This window comes from Paraplanobispora takensis (assembly GCF_016863195.1).
GTDB lineage: Bacteria > Actinomycetota > Actinomycetes > Streptosporangiales > Streptosporangiaceae > Planobispora > Planobispora takensis.
Genome location: NZ_BOOK01000031.1, coordinates 176982 through 192294, shown reverse-complemented (window position 1 = coordinate 192294; position 15313 = coordinate 176982). Strand labels below are relative to the sequence as shown.

Here is a 15313-nt window from a genome sequence, read left to right as displayed (position 1 = left end):
TCTCGGCGGGAAGGGGGTCATCCGAACATCACCGCCCCCACCGCGATGAGGAGAACGCCCGCGAGCAGGCCGGTCACGTAGAGCTGGGCGTTGCCGTTCTGGGCGAGACGGACCAGGCCGGACAGGCCTTGGGCGGTACGGCCGGAGCCTCGCACGGCGCCGTCCACCACCCGGTCGTCAGCGCGGACGACCAGGCGGGCAAGGGCGAGGACCGGACGGGCGAACAGCGTCCGGTAGACCGAGTCGACGTAGAAGGCGCGCTCGCAGGGGGCTCGGAGGGGGCCGAGCATGCGGGCCGGGTCGGACACGGGGTCGCTCCGCCACACGGCGTAGACCACCCCGGCTCCCAGGAGCGCCACCGCGACGCTCAGCGCGGCCGTACTCCAGTGGACTCCGCCGACCCTGGCGAATCCGAGCAGCAGGGCGGGCACGGCGAGAACGATGACCGGCCAGCGCATGGTGGCCGGTGCCTCGCGGACGTCGATCACGTGGGCCGTGCCGGGGGCGGGCTCGGGGAGCGCGACGATCGGGCGGGCTCCGAAGAAGGTGCGCAGCCAGGCACGGGTGGCGTAGGCGCCGGTGACGGCGACCGTGGTGAGGGCACTGGCGTACAGCAGCAGGGCGGCCGCGTCAGTGAGCGGTCCCTGCGAGAGGGCTCCCTCGACGGCGACGAGCACCTCGTCCTTGCTGAAGAAACCGCTGGTCGGGGGGAGGCCCATCAGCGCCGCGAAGCCGATCGTCATCGTGACGAAGGTGACGGGCAGTTCACGGCGGAGGCCGCCCATCGCGCTCATCAGGTTGGAGCCGATCGTGTGGATGACCACTCCGGCGCACAGGAAGAGCAGGGCCTTGAACGCGCCGTGCGTGACCAGGTGGAAGATCGCCGCCTCGTCGGAGCCCGCCGCCAGCGCCGCCGCCATGTAGGCGAGCTGGCTGATCGTGGAGTAGGCGAGGACGCGTTTGAGGTCGTCCTGGGCCAGCGCGGCCAGCGCGGCGCCGAGCATGCCGAACGCGGCCAGGACGGCGAGCACGTCCATGGTGGGGCCGGCGGCGAGGAAGACGGGGTAGAGGCGGGCGACGATGAAGATGCCGGCGGCGACCATGGTGGCGGCGTGGATGAGCGCGCTGATCGGGGTGGGGCCGGCCATCGCGTCCGGCAGCCAGGTGTGCAGGGGGACCTGGGCGCTCTTGCCCGCCACCCCGGCGAGCAGGAGCATCGTGGCCGCGACGATCGTCCCCGAGGACATCTCCGGGAGCCGGGCGAGGATGTCAGTGATCTTGAAGCTGCCCGCCGCCGTGCCGAGGACGAAGATGCCGAACAGGAATCCGACGTCACCGAGCCGGGTGACCAGGAAGGCCTTGACCGCGGCACGGGAGTTGTCGCGGTCCTCCCACCAGTGCCCGATCAGCAGGTAGGAGCACAGGCCCATGATCTCCCATCCCACGTAGAGGACGAGGAGGTCGGCCGCGTAGACGACCAGGAGCATGGCGCTGGTGAACAGGCTGATGAACGCGCTGTAGGACGGGTAGCGGCGGTCGTCGTGCAGGTAGCCGACGGAGTAGATCTGCACGGCCAGGGCGACGACCGTGACCAGGACGCCGATCGTCGCGGCGAGCCCGTCGAGGAGGAGTCCGACGGAGATGGGGATCCCACCGGTGTCGATGACCGTGAGCGTGCCCGTCACGCCGTCGTCCGCGGACCCGGCAGGCCCCCGCGGGTCTCCGCCGAACCCCGCCCGGCCGAAGGCCAGCCAGATCGCGAGGACCGTGGAGATCGCGGTGGGCACGATGGCGATCCAGGCGGCCCTGCGGTTCGCGGCGGTGTCGGCCTTCCCTCCCCTGGCGTGCCCGGGCCACCGGGAGCCGAGCAGGCCCGCGACGGAGGCGAGGAACGGCATCAGGATGACGAGTGCGACGACAGTGATCACGGCGCCTCTTCCACTCGGACCGTGCGCTCCGGCTCATCGGGCGGGACTCCGCCCCTGCGGGACCGTCCGCTCCCGCCTCCGGCCCGGTCACGGCCGCCGTTGTCGGCGCCGCCCAGGCCGGAGCCTCGTTCCGCGCCTGCCCGGGTGGCACCGGAATCGGGCCCTGCGCCGGACCGGGGGGCGGCGCCTGAGGATTCCTCGCCGGACCGGGAGGCGCCGGGGACGGGGACAGGCGTTTCCGCGCCGGTTTCCGGGGTCGTGCCGGGGTTGGCGGGCGCGCCGGTTCCGGGGCCGGAGGGGGGTTCGGCCAGAGCGCGCAGACGGTCGAGATCCACGGTCTGGCGGTTGCGGTAGAGGGCCAGGACGATGGCCAGGCCGAGGCCGACCTCGGCGGCGGCGATCACGATGACGAAGAGCGTGAGGACCTGGCCGCCGTGGAGCCGGTCGCGCAGCCACACGTCGAAGACGACCAGGTTGAGGTTGACCGCGTTGAGCATGAGCTCCACGGACATCAGGACGAGGATGGTGTTACGGCGGGCGAGCACGCCGTACACGCCTATGGAGAACAGCAGCGCGGAGACGATCGCCGGGTAGACGACGTGCACGTCAGCCCCTCCCCCGGATATCGGTTCGGGAGATGACGATGGCGCCGATCAGGGCGGCCAGCAGGAGGATCGAGAGCGCCTCGAAGGGAAGCACCCAGTTGCGGAAGATGGTGGCGCCGATCTCCTTGGCCGAGCCCGCGCCGGGGTCGAGCGGGGCGTAGGCCGTGCGGAAGCCGTCGACGACCACGGTGACCAGCACGACCGCGGTCGCGATCGCCACCACCGCGGCGACGACCCGGTTGCCGCTGTCGAGGTCGGCCGCCCGGCCGATCGGAGCCCGGGTGAGCATGATGCCGAACAGGAGCAGGACGACGACGGCGCCGACGTAGATGAGCACCTGGACCCACGCGACGAACTCGGCCGTCAGCACCAGATAGCACCCGGCCAGGGCGCCGAGGCAGACGACCAGCCACAGTGCGGCGTGGACCAGCTGCCGGGTGGTCACGACCAACAGCGCCGACCCGACCGCCATCACGCCCAGGAGGAGGAAAACGATCTCCTGCCCGGTCGGCGACGCGTAGGACGGCACCAATTCCGTCACGATTCCTCCTCGGGCTCTCCGTCGGGGTCCGTGGCAGAAGTCTGCTCCGGTGTGCCGCCGGCCGGGGACACGCCGCTCTCATCTGTGGATAACTTCTTGGGATCCGACCGGCCTGTGGACAAGTCGTTCTCGCCCGAGGGCTGCCCCGGCTTCGGAAGCGACCCCGGCGGCCTGATCGCCCGGACGCTGGCATGACCGGCCGACGCCCGCCGTACCGGCCGCTCGGGGCGGGAGGCCTGGGTCCGGCCCGCGGGCGGGTGGGCGGAGCCTTCCGCCGGGTCCGTACCGGCGACGTCGGACGCTTGGCCGGAAGTGGAAGCGCGGGGGGTACCGCGGCCGGAGGCCGGGGCGCCGTCCCCGGGCTCGGGCCGGGCGGAAGCCTCGGGGGAGCCGGGGGCGGAGCTCTGCCCCGGCGGGGTGGCGCCGCCGTCGGGCTGCTCCTCCTCGCCTCCGGCTCGGACCCGCTCGCCGCTGGCGGCTTGGCCGGGAGCGGAGGGGGTGCGGGCGGGGGCGCCCGGGGTGCCGGGACCGGACTCGGGCCGGGCGGAAGCCTCGGAGAGGACGGTGCCGGATTCCGGCTGGGCGGGAGCGCCCGGCGTACCGGGGCCGGAGGCCGAAGCGCCGGGACCGGACTCGGGCCGGGCGGAAGCCTCGGAGAGGACGGTGCCGGATTCCGGCTGGGCGGGGGTGCCGGGGGAATCGGCGCCGGAGGTCCGGCCCGGGGCGGGGGCGCGGCCGGGGGCGGAGGAGGCGCGGGCGGGGGCGCCCGGGGTGCCGGGGCCAGAAGTCCGGCCGGAGGCCGGAGCGCCGGGACCGGACTCGGGGCGGGGGGAGCCGGGGGTGGGGCGGGCGGGGCGGGAGGCCGCGGTCAGTTCTTTGGGGGGGTCGGCGTTGGGCTCGTGGGCCGGGGGCGGGGGGACCGTCTGGACCCAGGCGGCCAGGCGGTCCTTCTCGTGGACGAGGTTGCGGATGTCGCCCTCGGCGTACTCGAACTCCGGGGACCAGAACAGGGCGTCGAAGGGGCAGACCTCGATGCAGATCCCGCAGTACATGCACAGGGAGAAGTCGATCGCGAAGCGGTCGAGCACGTTGCGGGCGCGCGGACGGCCGCCCTCGGGGGCGGGGAGGGTCTCCTTGTGCGAGTCGATGTAGATGCACCAGTCGGGGCACTCGCGGGCGCAGAGCATGCACACCGTGCAGTTCTCCTCGACCAGGGCGATCACCCCCCGGCTCCGGGGGGGCAGGTCGGGCCGCACCTCCGGGTACTGCTGGGTCACCGACCTGTTCAACATGTGGCGAAGGGTGACGGACAGTCCCTTCGCCAGTCCCACTCCTGGTATCCGCGCCACTTCAACATCATGACGTACGGCACGGCGCTCGGGAATGCGGCGGTCCGAAGGAACCCGAGGAACCTGAGGAAGAAGTCGTCCCCAGGCCCGCCAAGTTATCCACAACCGTTATCCACAGTCTGTGTGTTCGACTATCGTGCCTCCCCGCGTCTCAGTCGCGAAAATCAATCCGGAAGGGGACTGCGAGAGTTCCCGGATGTACGTATTGTTCGCGCCATGTCCCAGCAGTCCGGCCCCTCCTGGTACCCGCCGCAGCAGCCGCAGCCCTCGTCGTCCACCGTGGGCTGGAGTGTGGTGTGGGCCCTGGTCCCCGTTTTCACCTGCGGCCTGGGGACGCCGTTCGTCATCGGGCACGCCGCACAGCGGCTCCGCAGTGTGCCCCTCGTCTTCGCCACCGCCGTGTACGCCCTGGGGCTGGGCGTGTTCATCATCGGCGCGGGCACGTACGGGGACTCCGACCTGATCCCGGGATGGCTGAACGTCCTGGTCGTGCTCGGCTTCTTCGGCAACTGGATCGGCGGGCTCGGCCACGCTCTGATCCTGCGGGGCGCGGTGTTCGCGAGACCGGCCGCGTTCGGCCCGAAGCCCGCCTTCGGCCCGCAGTCCTATCCCCAGCCGGCCCCGGTCCAGCCCACGTATCCGCCGCCGGGCCCGGTCTCCGGGCAGTACACCCCCATCCCGCAGCCCAGCCAGCCCCCCTACCTGAAGAACACGCTGTACAGCGACCAACCTCCCCGTACGAACATGCAGTTCGGGCAGTCCGAGCGGCCCCAGGAGTGGATCGGGCCGTACCGGGTGATCGACACCATCGGCCGGGGCGGACAGGGGACAGTCCACCTGGCCCTCACCCCGCAGGGGCAGAAGGTGGCGATCAAGGTCCTGCACGAGCACTTCACCGGGAACCGGGCCGCCAGGGAGCGGTTCCTGCGCGAGGTCGAGGCGACCCGCAGGGTGGCGACCTTCTCCACCGCCCGGGTGCTGGATGTGAACATCAACGACGACCAGGCCTACGTCGTCAGCGAGTACGTGGACGGCGCCTCGCTGGAGCAGCTCGTGCGCGACCGCGGGCCCCGCGACGAGGACGGGCTGACCCGGCTGGCCCTGGCCACGGCGGGCGCCCTGGCCGCGATCCACCGGGCGGGGGTCGTGCACCGCGACTTCAAGCCGGCCAACGTGCTGATCGGCACCGACGGCCCCCGGGTGATCGACTTCGGCATCGCCCGCGCCCTCGACCAGGTCACCGCGACCTCCAGCGTCATGGGCACCCCGGCCTACATGTCCCCCGAGCAGCTCGGCGGCGGGCACGTCGGCCCGGAGTCCGACGTGTTCAGCTGGGCGTCCACCATGATCTTCGCCGCCTCGGGCCGCGTCGCCTTCGGCTCGGACACCATCCCCGCCATCCTCAACCGGGTCCTCAACCACCAGCCGGACCTGTCGGCGCTGCCGCCCTCGCTGCGCCCGCTGGCCGCCTCCTGCCTGGAGAAGGACCCCGCCAGGCGGCCCACGGCCGCCGACATCATGCTGCGGATCGTGCAGTGAGGGGGATCAGCCGGTCAGGACCTTGACGACCCCGGTGAGCGCGAGCTGGACCAGCGCCAGCGGGACCAGGCCCGCCCAGGCGAGCTTCTGCAGCTGGTCCTCGCGCAGGCGGGGATAGCTGACCCGGACCCAGATGACCACGAACACCAGGGCGAACACCTTGATGAGCATCCACACGGGCCCGGGCAGCAGGGGTCCGTGCCAGCCGCCGAGGAACAGCACACCGGTGAGCGCGGAGAGCACGATGATCCCGGCGTACTCGGCCAGCATGAACAGGGCGAACCTGATCCCGGTGTACTCCGTCATGGGGCCCATGATGATCTCGGACTCGGCGATCGGCATGTCGAACGGCGGGCGGCGCAGCTCGGCCAGGCCCGCCGTGAAGAACACCACGCCGCCGATCGCCTGCCAGGGCAGCCACCACCACTGCCAGGCCTCCACGATGCCCGGCAGGGAGAGCGTCCCGGCCGCCATCGCGACGCTGGAGGCCGCCAGCACCAGCGGCAGCTCGTAGGACATGAGCTGGGCGGCCGAGCGCATCCCGCCCATCAGGGAGTACTTGTTGCCGGAGGACCAGCCGGCCATGATCGAGCCGAGCACTCCGATGCCCATCACGGCGAGCACGAAGAACAGCCCGGCGTCCAGGTCCACCCCGACCAGGCCGGGACCGACCGGGATGACCACCATCACCACGAGGTACGGCACCAGCGCGACGGCGGGGGCGAGGCCGAAGACCCGGCGGTCGGCGGCGGCCGGGATCACGTCCTCCTTCTGCATGAACTTGACCCCGTCGGCGATGAGCTGGGCCCATCCGTGGAAGCCTCCGGCGTACATCGGGCCGAGGCGGGCCTGCATGTGGGCCATCGCCTTGTGCTCCATCTGCCCGGCGACCAGCGGCAGCACCAGGAAGACCGCCAGGATCGCGAGCAGCCGCACGGCGGCGTCGAGCACCTCAGGCATCGCACCTCCATCCGCGCGCTGTCATGACACGACCGGGTGCGGCCCGGCCGGGCTCACCCATCGCGTCCCCAGTCGGCCGGCACCCCGGGCGGGAGCGTCTTGCGGCGGCTCGGCGCGCCCCCGCGGTCGGACTCGCCGGGCTCCTTGGCCCCCGGCCAGGCCTTGGCGACCCGGGCGGCCAGCACGAAGTCCTTGCGCAGCGGGAAGCCCTCGAAGCCCTCGGGCAGCAGCAGCGGGACCAGGTTCGGATGGCCCTCGAAGACCACGCCGAACATCTCGAAGGTCTCGCGCTCGTGCCAGTTCGCCCCGCGGAACACGCCGGTCGCGGTGGGCAGGCGGGGATCGCCGAGCGGCACGTGGGTGCGCACCAGCAGCCGGGCCCGCGCCGCCGGATCGTAGAGGTGGGCCACGACGTGGAAGCCGTCCGGAGCGTCGTCGACGCCGGTCAGCCAGTCGAGGAAGGCGTAGCCCGCGTCCCTGGCGGCCTCCAGCACCCCGATCCAGTCGCCGGCCGCCACGTCCGCGGTGACGTCGCCGAACGTCTCCGACGTCCGGATGCGGGAGCCGTACCGCTCCGTGAGGGCCTCGGGGAGGGTCACGCGCCCGGCTCCTTCCCGGACGGGGCGTACCGCTCGCCCAGGGACTCGGCGGCGATCTTCTCCTGGATCTTCATGATGCCGTAGAGCAGCGCCTCGGGCCGGGGCGGGCAGCCGGGGACGTAGACGTCCACCGGGATGATCTGGTCGACGCCCTTGGTCACGCAGTAGGAGTCCCAGTACGGCCCGCCGGTGTTGGAGCAGGCGCCGAAGGAGATCACGTACTTCGGGTCGGGCATCTGCTCGTAGAGCCGCTTCACGGCCGGGGCCATCTTGTCGGTCACCGTGCCCGAGACGATCATCAGATCGGCCTGCCGGGGGCCGTTCGCGAACGGGATCACCCCGAACCTGATGAAGTCGTGCTTGCTGGCCGAGGTCGCGATGAACTCGATCGCGCAGCAGGCCAGGCCGAAGTTGAAGGCCCAGAGCGAGTAGCGCCGCCCCCAGTTGAGGATGAAGCGCATGGGTCTGGGCGCCAGTCGCGAGATGGGTCCCACGGTGGGCATCGGGAGATCCGCCATAGCCCGCATTCTTCCTCTCAGGTCAGGTCCAGGCGAGTACGCGCTTGCGCCAGGCGTAGAGGATTCCCAGCGCGATGAACCCCAGGAAGACGAACATCTCGACCAGGGTGGTCATCCCGAACCCGGGGGCGGCGAAGATCGTCGCCCAGGGGAACAGGAAGACCGCGTCGACCGCGAACACCACGTAGAGGTAGGTGAAGACGTAGTAGCGGACCTGGGACTGGGCCCAGCCGTCGCCGACCGGGTCGACGCCGCACTCGTAGGTGGTCAGCTTCTCGGGGGTCGGCCGGCTCGGGCGGAGCATCCGGTTGGCGAACAGGGCGCCCCCGACCACGACGAGCCCGACCGCGAAGAGCGCGGCCACCACGGCGTACGAACCGAAATACTCGTCCACGGACCGATCGTAACCGCCGGCGCCCTCCCGACCCAGGGTCAGGGCGGACGGCGTGGGGACCGGCGGGTGTCCGAAGCCGGCATTCAGGGCAGGCGGCGCGGAGCCGAGCGGGCCCGCAGGGCCGGGGCGACCGGCCGGCCCCTCAGCAGCCCGTCCACGCCCTTCCTCTCCAGCGCCTTGCGGTAGACCAGCATCGCCTCGCGCGCCGCGCCGACGGTGAACTCGACCTCCTGCGGGGTGTGCGCCGCGGAGACGACGAAGGACTGGCCGAGCACCCCGCGCCGCAGGAGCTCCTGCAGGAACAGCGTCCGGTAGGACTGGCAGGGCCTGCCCTCGGCGTCCTTGGTGGTGAACAGCAGGCAGGACGGCCTGCCGACGGCCGTCACGTGCGCGTCCACCCCCAGTTCCCTGGCCGCGCCGTTGACCCCCTCGGCCAGCTCGCGCCCGCGCCGCTCCATCTCGCCCACCGGGTCGGTCTCCGCGTAGGCGCGGATGACCGCGCGCAACGCCGTCAGGGACACCGTCTCCGGCCCGTTCGTGGTGGACATCAGGAACACCCGGGGCGCTTCCGTCCGCAGGCCGCCCAGCTCCATGAGCTCCCTGCGCCCGGCCAGCGCGGATATCGGGAACCCGTTGCCGATCGCCTTACCCCAGCACGACAGGTCGGGCCGCACCCCGTAGACCTCCTGCGCCCCGCCCGCGGCCCAGCGGAACCCGGTGATCATCTCGTCGAAGACGAGCACCGTGCCGTGCCGGTCGCACAGCTCGCGCACGCCCTGCAGGAACCCCGGATCCGGTTCGGTGAGCGCGGTCGCCTGCTCCATGACCACGCAGGCGATCCGCCCGTCGTGGGCGTCGAACAGCCCGCGCAGGGAGTCCAGGTCGTTGAACCGGAAGCGGAGGGTCTGCTCCCGCACGACGGCGGGGATCCCCGCGTTCATCTCCAGCGTGCCGACGAACCAGTCGTCGGCCGAGAAGAAAGGCTGATCGCAGACGGCGACCAGTTCCCGGCCCGTCGCCGCGCGCGACAGCCTGACGGCGGCCGAGGTGGCGTCGGAGCCGTTCTTGCCGAACTTCACCATGTCCGCCGCGGGCACCAGCGCCAGGAATTCCTCGGCCGCGGCCAGTTCCAGCTCGGTGGGCCGGGTGAAGCTCATCCCGTCGCCGAGGACCGCGCGGACGGCGTCCAGGACCGGCCGGTAGGCGTGCCCGAGGGTGACGGCGCGCAGGCCCATGCCGTACTCGACGAAGCAGTTCCCGTCGGCGTCCCAGACCCTGGCTCCCCGGCCGCGGACCAGCACCGGGGCCATGCCCTCGGGGTACTGGTCGGAGCCCCGCGCGTAGGTGTGCGCCCCACCCGGGACGAGGTCGTGAAGGCGCCGTTGCAGCTGTTCGGACCGTGTGAATCCGGCCAGCGATCCCGGGACGTCCATCCACAAAGAATATGGATCTTCCTCGCACGGGGATACGGCTCAAACTGACAAATTCATCGTCCTTCCGATAACGCTCCACACAGGATCATTCACTCTTCGAAATCGCTAAACCTCGATTCGTCAAAGCCTGTTCCCGGGAAAAGTCAAGGGAGGGTAAATCGGGTTACTCTCCGTCTAACGTGACATCCATGCTCAATCTCAGATTCGCCGGAGGAATTGCCCTCCTCACCGCGACGGTGATCAGCTGTGGCGCGGCGACAACCTCCCTGGCAGCGGAGGAGCGCGTTCCCGCGGAGCCCACTCTGGTCGACTACGTGGACCCCGCCGGGGTCGCGGGATTGAGTACTCGAATCATTACGGAGAGTGACGAATCCGGCCGCCGGGTCCATGCCGCCTACCCGGTGGTCGAGGACGCGCCCGAACTCGCCGACAGGCTCCGCGAGGTGGTGACCGGGCGGCTCGAGCTCTTCGAGCGCAACGCCCTCGCGGCCTCCCCCGCCGCGGTCCCGGAGTTCAACGCCGACTGGCAGCTGAGCGCCGCCTCCGACCAGGTCGTCGGCGTACGGCTGAGCATCGGGGAGCTCTCGCAGGCCGGCTGGGTCAACTCCAGGACCACGGTCTGGTACGACCGGGCCGAGGGCCGGGCCGTGGACTCCACCGGCCTGCTCAAGGACGGCGACGCGCTGGCCTCCCTGGCCGCGCTGACCCGTCAGGGTCTGGCCGGCAAGACCGGCGTGGACGCCGGCGCCGTCACGGCGGACGAGCGCTTCTTCGACTCCCTCGCCTTCAACTCCCGGGGCGAGCTGGTCGTGGAGTTCGACGACTACCAGGTCGCCGCCGGGTCGCTGGGCCGTGTGGCGGTCGCCGTACCGGCGCGGAAGGCGACGGACCTGCTCTCGCCCACCGGGCTCCGCGCCCAGCGGGCGGCCACCGCGATCAAGAGCACGCCGCCCCTGCCGACGTCCGAGGCCGTCCTCAAGGCGGCGGCCTCGGGCAGGCCCCCGGCCGTGAGCGTCGAGGCCGGCACCGTGGACTGCGCGAGGGCCAAGTGCGTGGCGCTCACCTACGAGGACGGGCCGGGGCCCGAGACCGGCGCGCTGCTGGACGTGCTGGCCGAGCACGACGCCAGGGCCACCTTCTTCACCGTCGGCATGAGCGCGGTCGCCCAGCCCGGCCTGCTGCGGAGCATGAGCGCGCAGGGGCACCTGGTGGCCGGCCACACCTGGTCCCACCGGAGCCTCACCTCGCTGCCCACCAGCAAGATCGCCAACCAGTTCACCCGGGGACGCGACGCGGTCGGCCAGGCGATCGGGCAGGACCCCGCCCTGGTGCGCCCGCCGTACGGCGCGACCGGCTCCGAGGTCGTCGAGACCGCGCGCGGGCTCGGCCTGTCGCTGGTCGGCTGGGACGTCGACGCCGGCGACCTGGGCACGGAGGACGCCGAGGAGGTCTCCCGCCGGGTCGTGTCCCAGGCGAGACCGGGGGCGATCATCCGCATGCACGACACGAGCCCCGCGGGCGTCGAGGCGACCCCCGCGATCCTGCGGGACCTGAAGGAGCAGGGCTACACCTTCGTCACGGTGCCCGAGCTGTACGGCCCGGCCGGAATGCGTCCTGGACAGGTCTACGCCTCCGCCCCGGCCCCGGCGCGGTAGGCGGAGAGCCCCGGTGCGGCAGGGGGCCCGGCACACCAGGAGGAACGTCATAGCCGACGACTATGACCCCATAGCAATTGGAAATGAGGTTCACCGGCCACCGGGACATATAGTTGGGCAACGTGACCCCAACTGTCCTCTTCGGCCGTCTGCACGTGGATCTGTGCCGGCTCGCCGCCGGACTGTGTCGGGCCAACCGTCCGAGATCGTGACCCCCCGTGGACGCCTCCCCGGCGCCACGATCACGACGTCCGCGCCCCCACGACCCACCGCTGCGGCCAGTTGAGGATATGCGACTTACGTCACACTCCTCCGCCGAGTGGAACGCGAAAGACCAACGCGTGACCCCGAGGGATCTAGCATGGAAATGAAGAACGTGCCACCGATAACGGCGCCCTGGCGCGTCGAGGAGGACTGAGCTGTGACCAAGCAGGTTCAGCAACTCGACCGCGTGATCATTCGTTTCGCCGGCGACTCCGGTGACGGCATGCAGCTGACGGGTGATCGCTTCACGGCGGGAACCGCGGAGTTCGGCAACGACCTGTCCACGCTCCCCAACTTCCCGGCCGAGATCCGCGCCCCCGCAGGCACCCTGCCGGGCGTGTCGAGTTTCCAGCTGCACTTCGCCGACCACGACATCCTCACCCCCGGCGACGCCCCCAACGTCCTGGTCGCGATGAACCCCGCCGCCCTGAAGGCCAACCTGGGCGACCTGCCGCGCGGGGCCGACATCATCGCCAACACCGACGAGTTCACCAAGCGCAACCTGCAGAAGGTGGGCTACGACGCCAACCCGCTGGAGGACGACTCCCTGGCGGAGTGGCGGGTCCACCCGGTGCCGCTGACCTCGCTGACGGTCAAGGCCCTGGAGGGCTTCGACCTGTCCAAGAAGGACGCCGAGCGCTCCAAGAACATGTTCGCCCTCGGGCTGCTGAGCTGGCTCTACCACCGGCCCACCGAGGCGACGATCTCGTTCCTGGAGACCAAGTTCGCCAAGAAGCCCGACATCGCCAAGGCGAACATCGCGGCCTTCACCGCGGGCTGGAACTACGGCGAGACCACCGAGTCCTTCTCGGTCTCCTACGAGGTCAAGCCGGCCCCGCTGCCCGCGGGCGTCTACCGCAACATCTCCGGCAACCAGGCCCTCGCCTACGGCCTGATCGCCGCCTCCGTGCAGGCGAAGCTGCCGCTGTTCCTCGGGTCCTACCCGATCACCCCGGCCAGCGACATCCTGCACGAGCTGTCCAAGCACAAGCGCTTCGGCATCCGCACCTTCCAGGCCGAGGACGAGATCGCCGGCGTCGGCGCGGCGCTCGGCGCCTCCTTCGGCGGGGCACTTGGCGTCACCACGACCTCCGGCCCCGGCGTGGCGCTGAAGGCCGAGACGGTCGGCCTGGCGGTCACCACGGAGCTGCCGCTGATCGTGGTCGACGTGCAGCGCGCGGGCCCCTCGACGGGCATGCCGACCAAGACCGAGCAGACCGACCTGCTGATGGCGATGTACGGCCGCAACGGCGAGTCGCCGCTGCCCGTCGTCGCCCCGATGTCGCCCAGCGACTGCTTCGACGCGGCCATCGAGGCCGCCCGCCTGGCGGTGAAGTACCGCACGCCGGTCATGCTCCTGTCGGACGGCTATCTCGCCAACGGCTCCGAGCCGTGGAAGGTGCCCAGCGCCGCCGAGCTGCCGGACATCTCCACCGCGTTCGCCACCGCGCCGGACGAGGGCGAGACGTTCCTGCCGTTCAAGCGCGACCCCGAGACCCTGGCCCGCCCGTGGGCGATCCCGGGCACCGCGGGGCTGGAGCACCGCATCGGCGGCATCGAGAAGGCCGACGGCACCGGCAACATCTCCTACGACCCCGACAACCACGACCGCATGGTCCGGCTCCGCCAGGCCAAGATCGACGGGATCGCCAAGGACATCCCGGCGCTGGAGATCGACGACCCCGACGGCGACGCGCGCGTGCTCGTGCTGGGCTGGGGCTCGACCTACGGCCCGATCGCGGCGGCCGTACGGCGCATCCGCAAGGCCGGCGGGAAGGTCGCCCAGGCGCACCTGCGGCACCTCAACCCGCTGCCCGCCAACACCGGCGAGGTGCTGAAGTCCTACGACAAGGTGCTGCTCCCGGAGATCAACCTCGGCCAGCTCGCGCTGCTGCTGCGCGCCCGGTTCCTGGTCGACATCATCAGCTACAACCGCGTGCGCGGGCTTCCGTTCAAGGCCGAGGAGCTGGCCGGCGTGATCCAGGACGTGATCGACAGTGAGTGAGCTTCTGAACGGCCGGGGCCTGTCCCTGGTCCCCAAGTCCGACGCCAAGCAGGGCATGAAGGACTACAAGTCCGACCAGGAGGTGCGCTGGTGCCCGGGTTGCGGCGACTACGCGATCCTGGCCGCGGTGCAGTCCTTCGTGCCGGAGCTCGGCCTCAAGCGCGAGAACATGGTGTTCGTCTCGGGCATCGGCTGCTCCTCCCGGTTCCCGTACTACATGAACACCTACGGGTTCCACTCGATCCACGGCCGCGCCCCGGCGATCGCCACCGGCCTGGCCGCCTCGCGCCCCGACCTGAGCGTGTGGGTGATCACCGGTGACGGCGACTCGCTGTCCATCGGCGGCAACCACCTGATCCACGCGCTGCGCCGCAACGTCAACCTGAACATCCTGCTGTTCAACAACAGGATCTACGGTCTGACCAAGGGCCAGTACTCCCCGACCTCCGAGGTCGGCAAGATCACGAAGTCCACCCCGATGGGCTCGCTCGACAAGCCGTTCAACCCGATCTCGCTGGCGATCGGCGCCGAGGCCTCCTTCGTCGCCCGGACCATCGACTCCGACCGCAAGCACCTGCAGTCGGTGCTGCGCGAGGCCGCCGAGCACAACGGCACCTCTCTGGTGGAGATCTACCAGAACTGCAACATCTTCAACGACGGCGCCTTCGACCAGCTCAAGGACCCCGAGCAGCGCGACGACATCACGCTGCGCCTGGAGCACGGCCGGCCGATCGTCTCGGCCTCCAAGGCGGTACGGCGGGCGGCCGACGGCGGCATCGAGGTCGTCGACCGGGCGTCGGTGGCCGAGGAGGAGATCCTCGTCCACGACGCGCACCGCGCCGACCCGTCGCTGGCCTTCGCCCTGTCCCGGCTGGACGAGCCCGCCTTCGAGCACGTCCCGATCGGGATCTTCCGCAGCGTCGGCCGCCCGTCCTACGACGAGCAGATGGCGGCGCAGCTGGAGGAGGCCGTCGCCCAGCGCGGTCCCGGCGATCTGGACAATCTGCTCCTTGCCGGAGACACTTGGCGAATCGGCTGAGTCCGGGACTCCGCACTTCGTCTCCGCAGCAGCCGGCAGCAGTCGACCTGATGCGGAGACATCGTCATGTCCCCCCGCGCACTGCTCCACGGCCTCGCCCTGATGATCCTGATCGTCACGGCGGTTACGGGGCTGCCGTCGGCGGTGCTCTCCCCTCCCGCCCCCGCGGTCTCCGCGGCCGGGTACGCCGGAGGCGAGCAGGCTCCCGCCGAGCCGGGTGACACGGCCCTCTGCAACGGCCACCAGCGCCGGACCCCCGGTCTGGCGCGCCGCGCCACGGCCTCCCGGGGCTCCGCACGGCTCCACGCGAGACCGTCCCGGACGCTCCGGGGAGTGCGGCCCCGCCGCGACCCCCTCCCGCGGCGGGGCGCCCGCGCCCGCCGGATGCCCGCGGGGCGGCCCGGAGCCTCCCGCCGCGCCCGCCGACGAAGGCGCGCCGACGACGGCCATCATCTCTCCCGCCCCCCGCGGGGCCCTCCCCCGC

General features: G+C 71.4%; 13 protein-coding genes and 1 pseudogene. 5 read left to right on the top strand and 9 right to left on the bottom strand.

All coding sequences use genetic code 11. The features are described 5' to 3' along the window. Window positions 1–17 precede the first annotated feature (17 nt). The 4 genes and pseudogenes from Pta02_RS21625 to Pta02_RS41970 form a co-directional block, all read right to left on the bottom strand. Complete coding sequence (locus Pta02_RS21625; protein ID WP_203876701.1) at window positions 18–1928, bottom strand: NADH-quinone oxidoreductase subunit 5 family protein; 1911 nt, start codon at window positions 1926–1928, stop codon at window positions 18–20. Between the two features lie 302 nt (window positions 1929–2230). Continuing rightward, window positions 2231–2533 (bottom strand): annotated as a pseudogene (gene nuoK / locus Pta02_RS21620) (NADH-quinone oxidoreductase subunit NuoK); the annotation flags it as partial. A gap of 1 nt (window position 2534) precedes the next feature. Then, on the bottom strand, window positions 2535–3074 hold the full coding sequence (locus Pta02_RS21615) for an NADH-quinone oxidoreductase subunit J family protein (protein WP_203876700.1): 540 nt from the start codon (window positions 3072–3074) through the stop codon (window positions 2535–2537). Further along, window positions 3071–4366 carry a 4Fe-4S binding protein gene (locus Pta02_RS41970; RefSeq protein WP_275423599.1) on the bottom strand — a complete coding sequence of 432 codons (1296 nt, stop codon included), beginning with the start codon at window positions 4364–4366 and terminating at the stop codon, window positions 3071–3073. The genes Pta02_RS21615 and Pta02_RS41970 overlap by 4 nt, the downstream gene beginning before the upstream one ends. Before the next feature lie 273 nt (window positions 4367–4639). On the opposite strand from Pta02_RS41970, the gene Pta02_RS21605 reads away from it, so the two are divergent. Beyond that, window positions 4640–5962, top strand: a complete 1323-nt coding sequence (locus Pta02_RS21605; protein ID WP_203876699.1) for a serine/threonine-protein kinase — start codon at window positions 4640–4642, stop codon at window positions 5960–5962. 6 nt (window positions 5963–5968) lie between these two features. On the opposite strand, the gene nuoH is transcribed toward Pta02_RS21605, so the two are convergent. The 5 genes from nuoH to Pta02_RS21580 form a co-directional block, all read right to left on the bottom strand. Then, complete coding sequence (gene nuoH, locus Pta02_RS21600; RefSeq protein WP_203876698.1) at window positions 5969–6922, bottom strand: NADH-quinone oxidoreductase subunit NuoH; 954 nt, start codon at window positions 6920–6922, stop codon at window positions 5969–5971. Window positions 6923–6975: 53 nt separating this feature from the next. Beyond that, the gene (locus tag Pta02_RS21595; protein WP_203876697.1) at window positions 6976–7521 is read right to left on the bottom strand and encodes an NADH-quinone oxidoreductase subunit C; all 546 of its coding nucleotides are present in this window, start codon (window positions 7519–7521) and stop codon (window positions 6976–6978) included. Further along, on the bottom strand, window positions 7518–8039 hold the full coding sequence (locus tag Pta02_RS21590) for an NADH-quinone oxidoreductase subunit B (RefSeq protein ID WP_203876696.1): 522 nt from the start codon (window positions 8037–8039) through the stop codon (window positions 7518–7520). The genes Pta02_RS21595 and Pta02_RS21590 overlap by 4 nt, the downstream gene beginning before the upstream one ends. Before the next feature lie 22 nt (window positions 8040–8061). Next, window positions 8062–8433: an NADH-quinone oxidoreductase subunit A gene (locus tag Pta02_RS21585; protein ID WP_203876695.1), complete on the bottom strand. Its 372-nt coding sequence runs from the start codon at window positions 8431–8433 to the stop codon at window positions 8062–8064. Between the two features lie 83 nt (window positions 8434–8516). Beyond that, window positions 8517–9866, bottom strand: coding sequence for a glutamate-1-semialdehyde 2,1-aminomutase (locus tag Pta02_RS21580; RefSeq protein WP_203876694.1), 1350 nt, complete (start codon window positions 9864–9866; stop codon window positions 8517–8519). A 188-nt stretch (window positions 9867–10054) separates the two neighbouring features. Here Pta02_RS21580 and Pta02_RS21575 point away from each other — a divergent pair, with 188 nt between their 5' ends. The 4 genes from Pta02_RS21575 to Pta02_RS21565 all read left to right on the top strand — a co-directional run bounded on the left by Pta02_RS21575 (window position 10055) and on the right by Pta02_RS21565 (window position 14829). After that, window positions 10055–11521 carry a polysaccharide deacetylase family protein gene (locus tag Pta02_RS21575; protein ID WP_203876693.1) on the top strand — a complete coding sequence of 489 codons (1467 nt, stop codon included), beginning with the start codon at window positions 10055–10057 and terminating at the stop codon, window positions 11519–11521. Between the two features lie 122 nt (window positions 11522–11643). Beyond that, the gene (locus Pta02_RS42335; RefSeq protein ID WP_373872406.1) at window positions 11644–11733 is read left to right on the top strand and encodes a putative leader peptide; all 90 of its coding nucleotides are present in this window, start codon (window positions 11644–11646) and stop codon (window positions 11731–11733) included. Between the two features lie 209 nt (window positions 11734–11942). Next, window positions 11943–13790 (top strand): 2-oxoacid:acceptor oxidoreductase subunit alpha, encoded by a 1848-nt coding sequence (locus tag Pta02_RS21570; RefSeq protein ID WP_203876692.1) that lies wholly within the window; start codon window positions 11943–11945, stop codon window positions 13788–13790. After that, window positions 13783–14829 carry a 2-oxoacid:ferredoxin oxidoreductase subunit beta gene (locus Pta02_RS21565; RefSeq protein ID WP_203876691.1) on the top strand — a complete coding sequence of 349 codons (1047 nt, stop codon included), beginning with the start codon at window positions 13783–13785 and terminating at the stop codon, window positions 14827–14829. The genes Pta02_RS21570 and Pta02_RS21565 overlap by 8 nt, the downstream gene beginning before the upstream one ends. Window positions 14830–15313 lie beyond the last annotated feature (484 nt).

Coding starts and splice junctions, on each gene's coding strand:
- Pta02_RS41970 (WP_275423599.1), bottom strand. CDS start 4,366: ATGTTGAACAGGTCGGTGACCCAGCAGTACCCGGAGGTGCGGCCCGAC.
- Pta02_RS21605 (WP_203876699.1), top strand. CDS start 4,640: ATGTCCCAGCAGTCCGGCCCCTCCTGGTACCCGCCGCAGCAGCCGCAG.
- nuoH (WP_203876698.1), bottom strand. CDS start 6,922: ATGCCTGAGGTGCTCGACGCCGCCGTGCGGCTGCTCGCGATCCTGGCG.
- Pta02_RS21590 (WP_203876696.1), bottom strand. CDS start 8,039: ATGGCGGATCTCCCGATGCCCACCGTGGGACCCATCTCGCGACTGGCG.
- Pta02_RS21580 (WP_203876694.1), bottom strand. CDS start 9,866: ATGGACGTCCCGGGATCGCTGGCCGGATTCACACGGTCCGAACAGCTG.
- Pta02_RS21575 (WP_203876693.1), top strand. CDS start 10,055: ATGCTCAATCTCAGATTCGCCGGAGGAATTGCCCTCCTCACCGCGACG.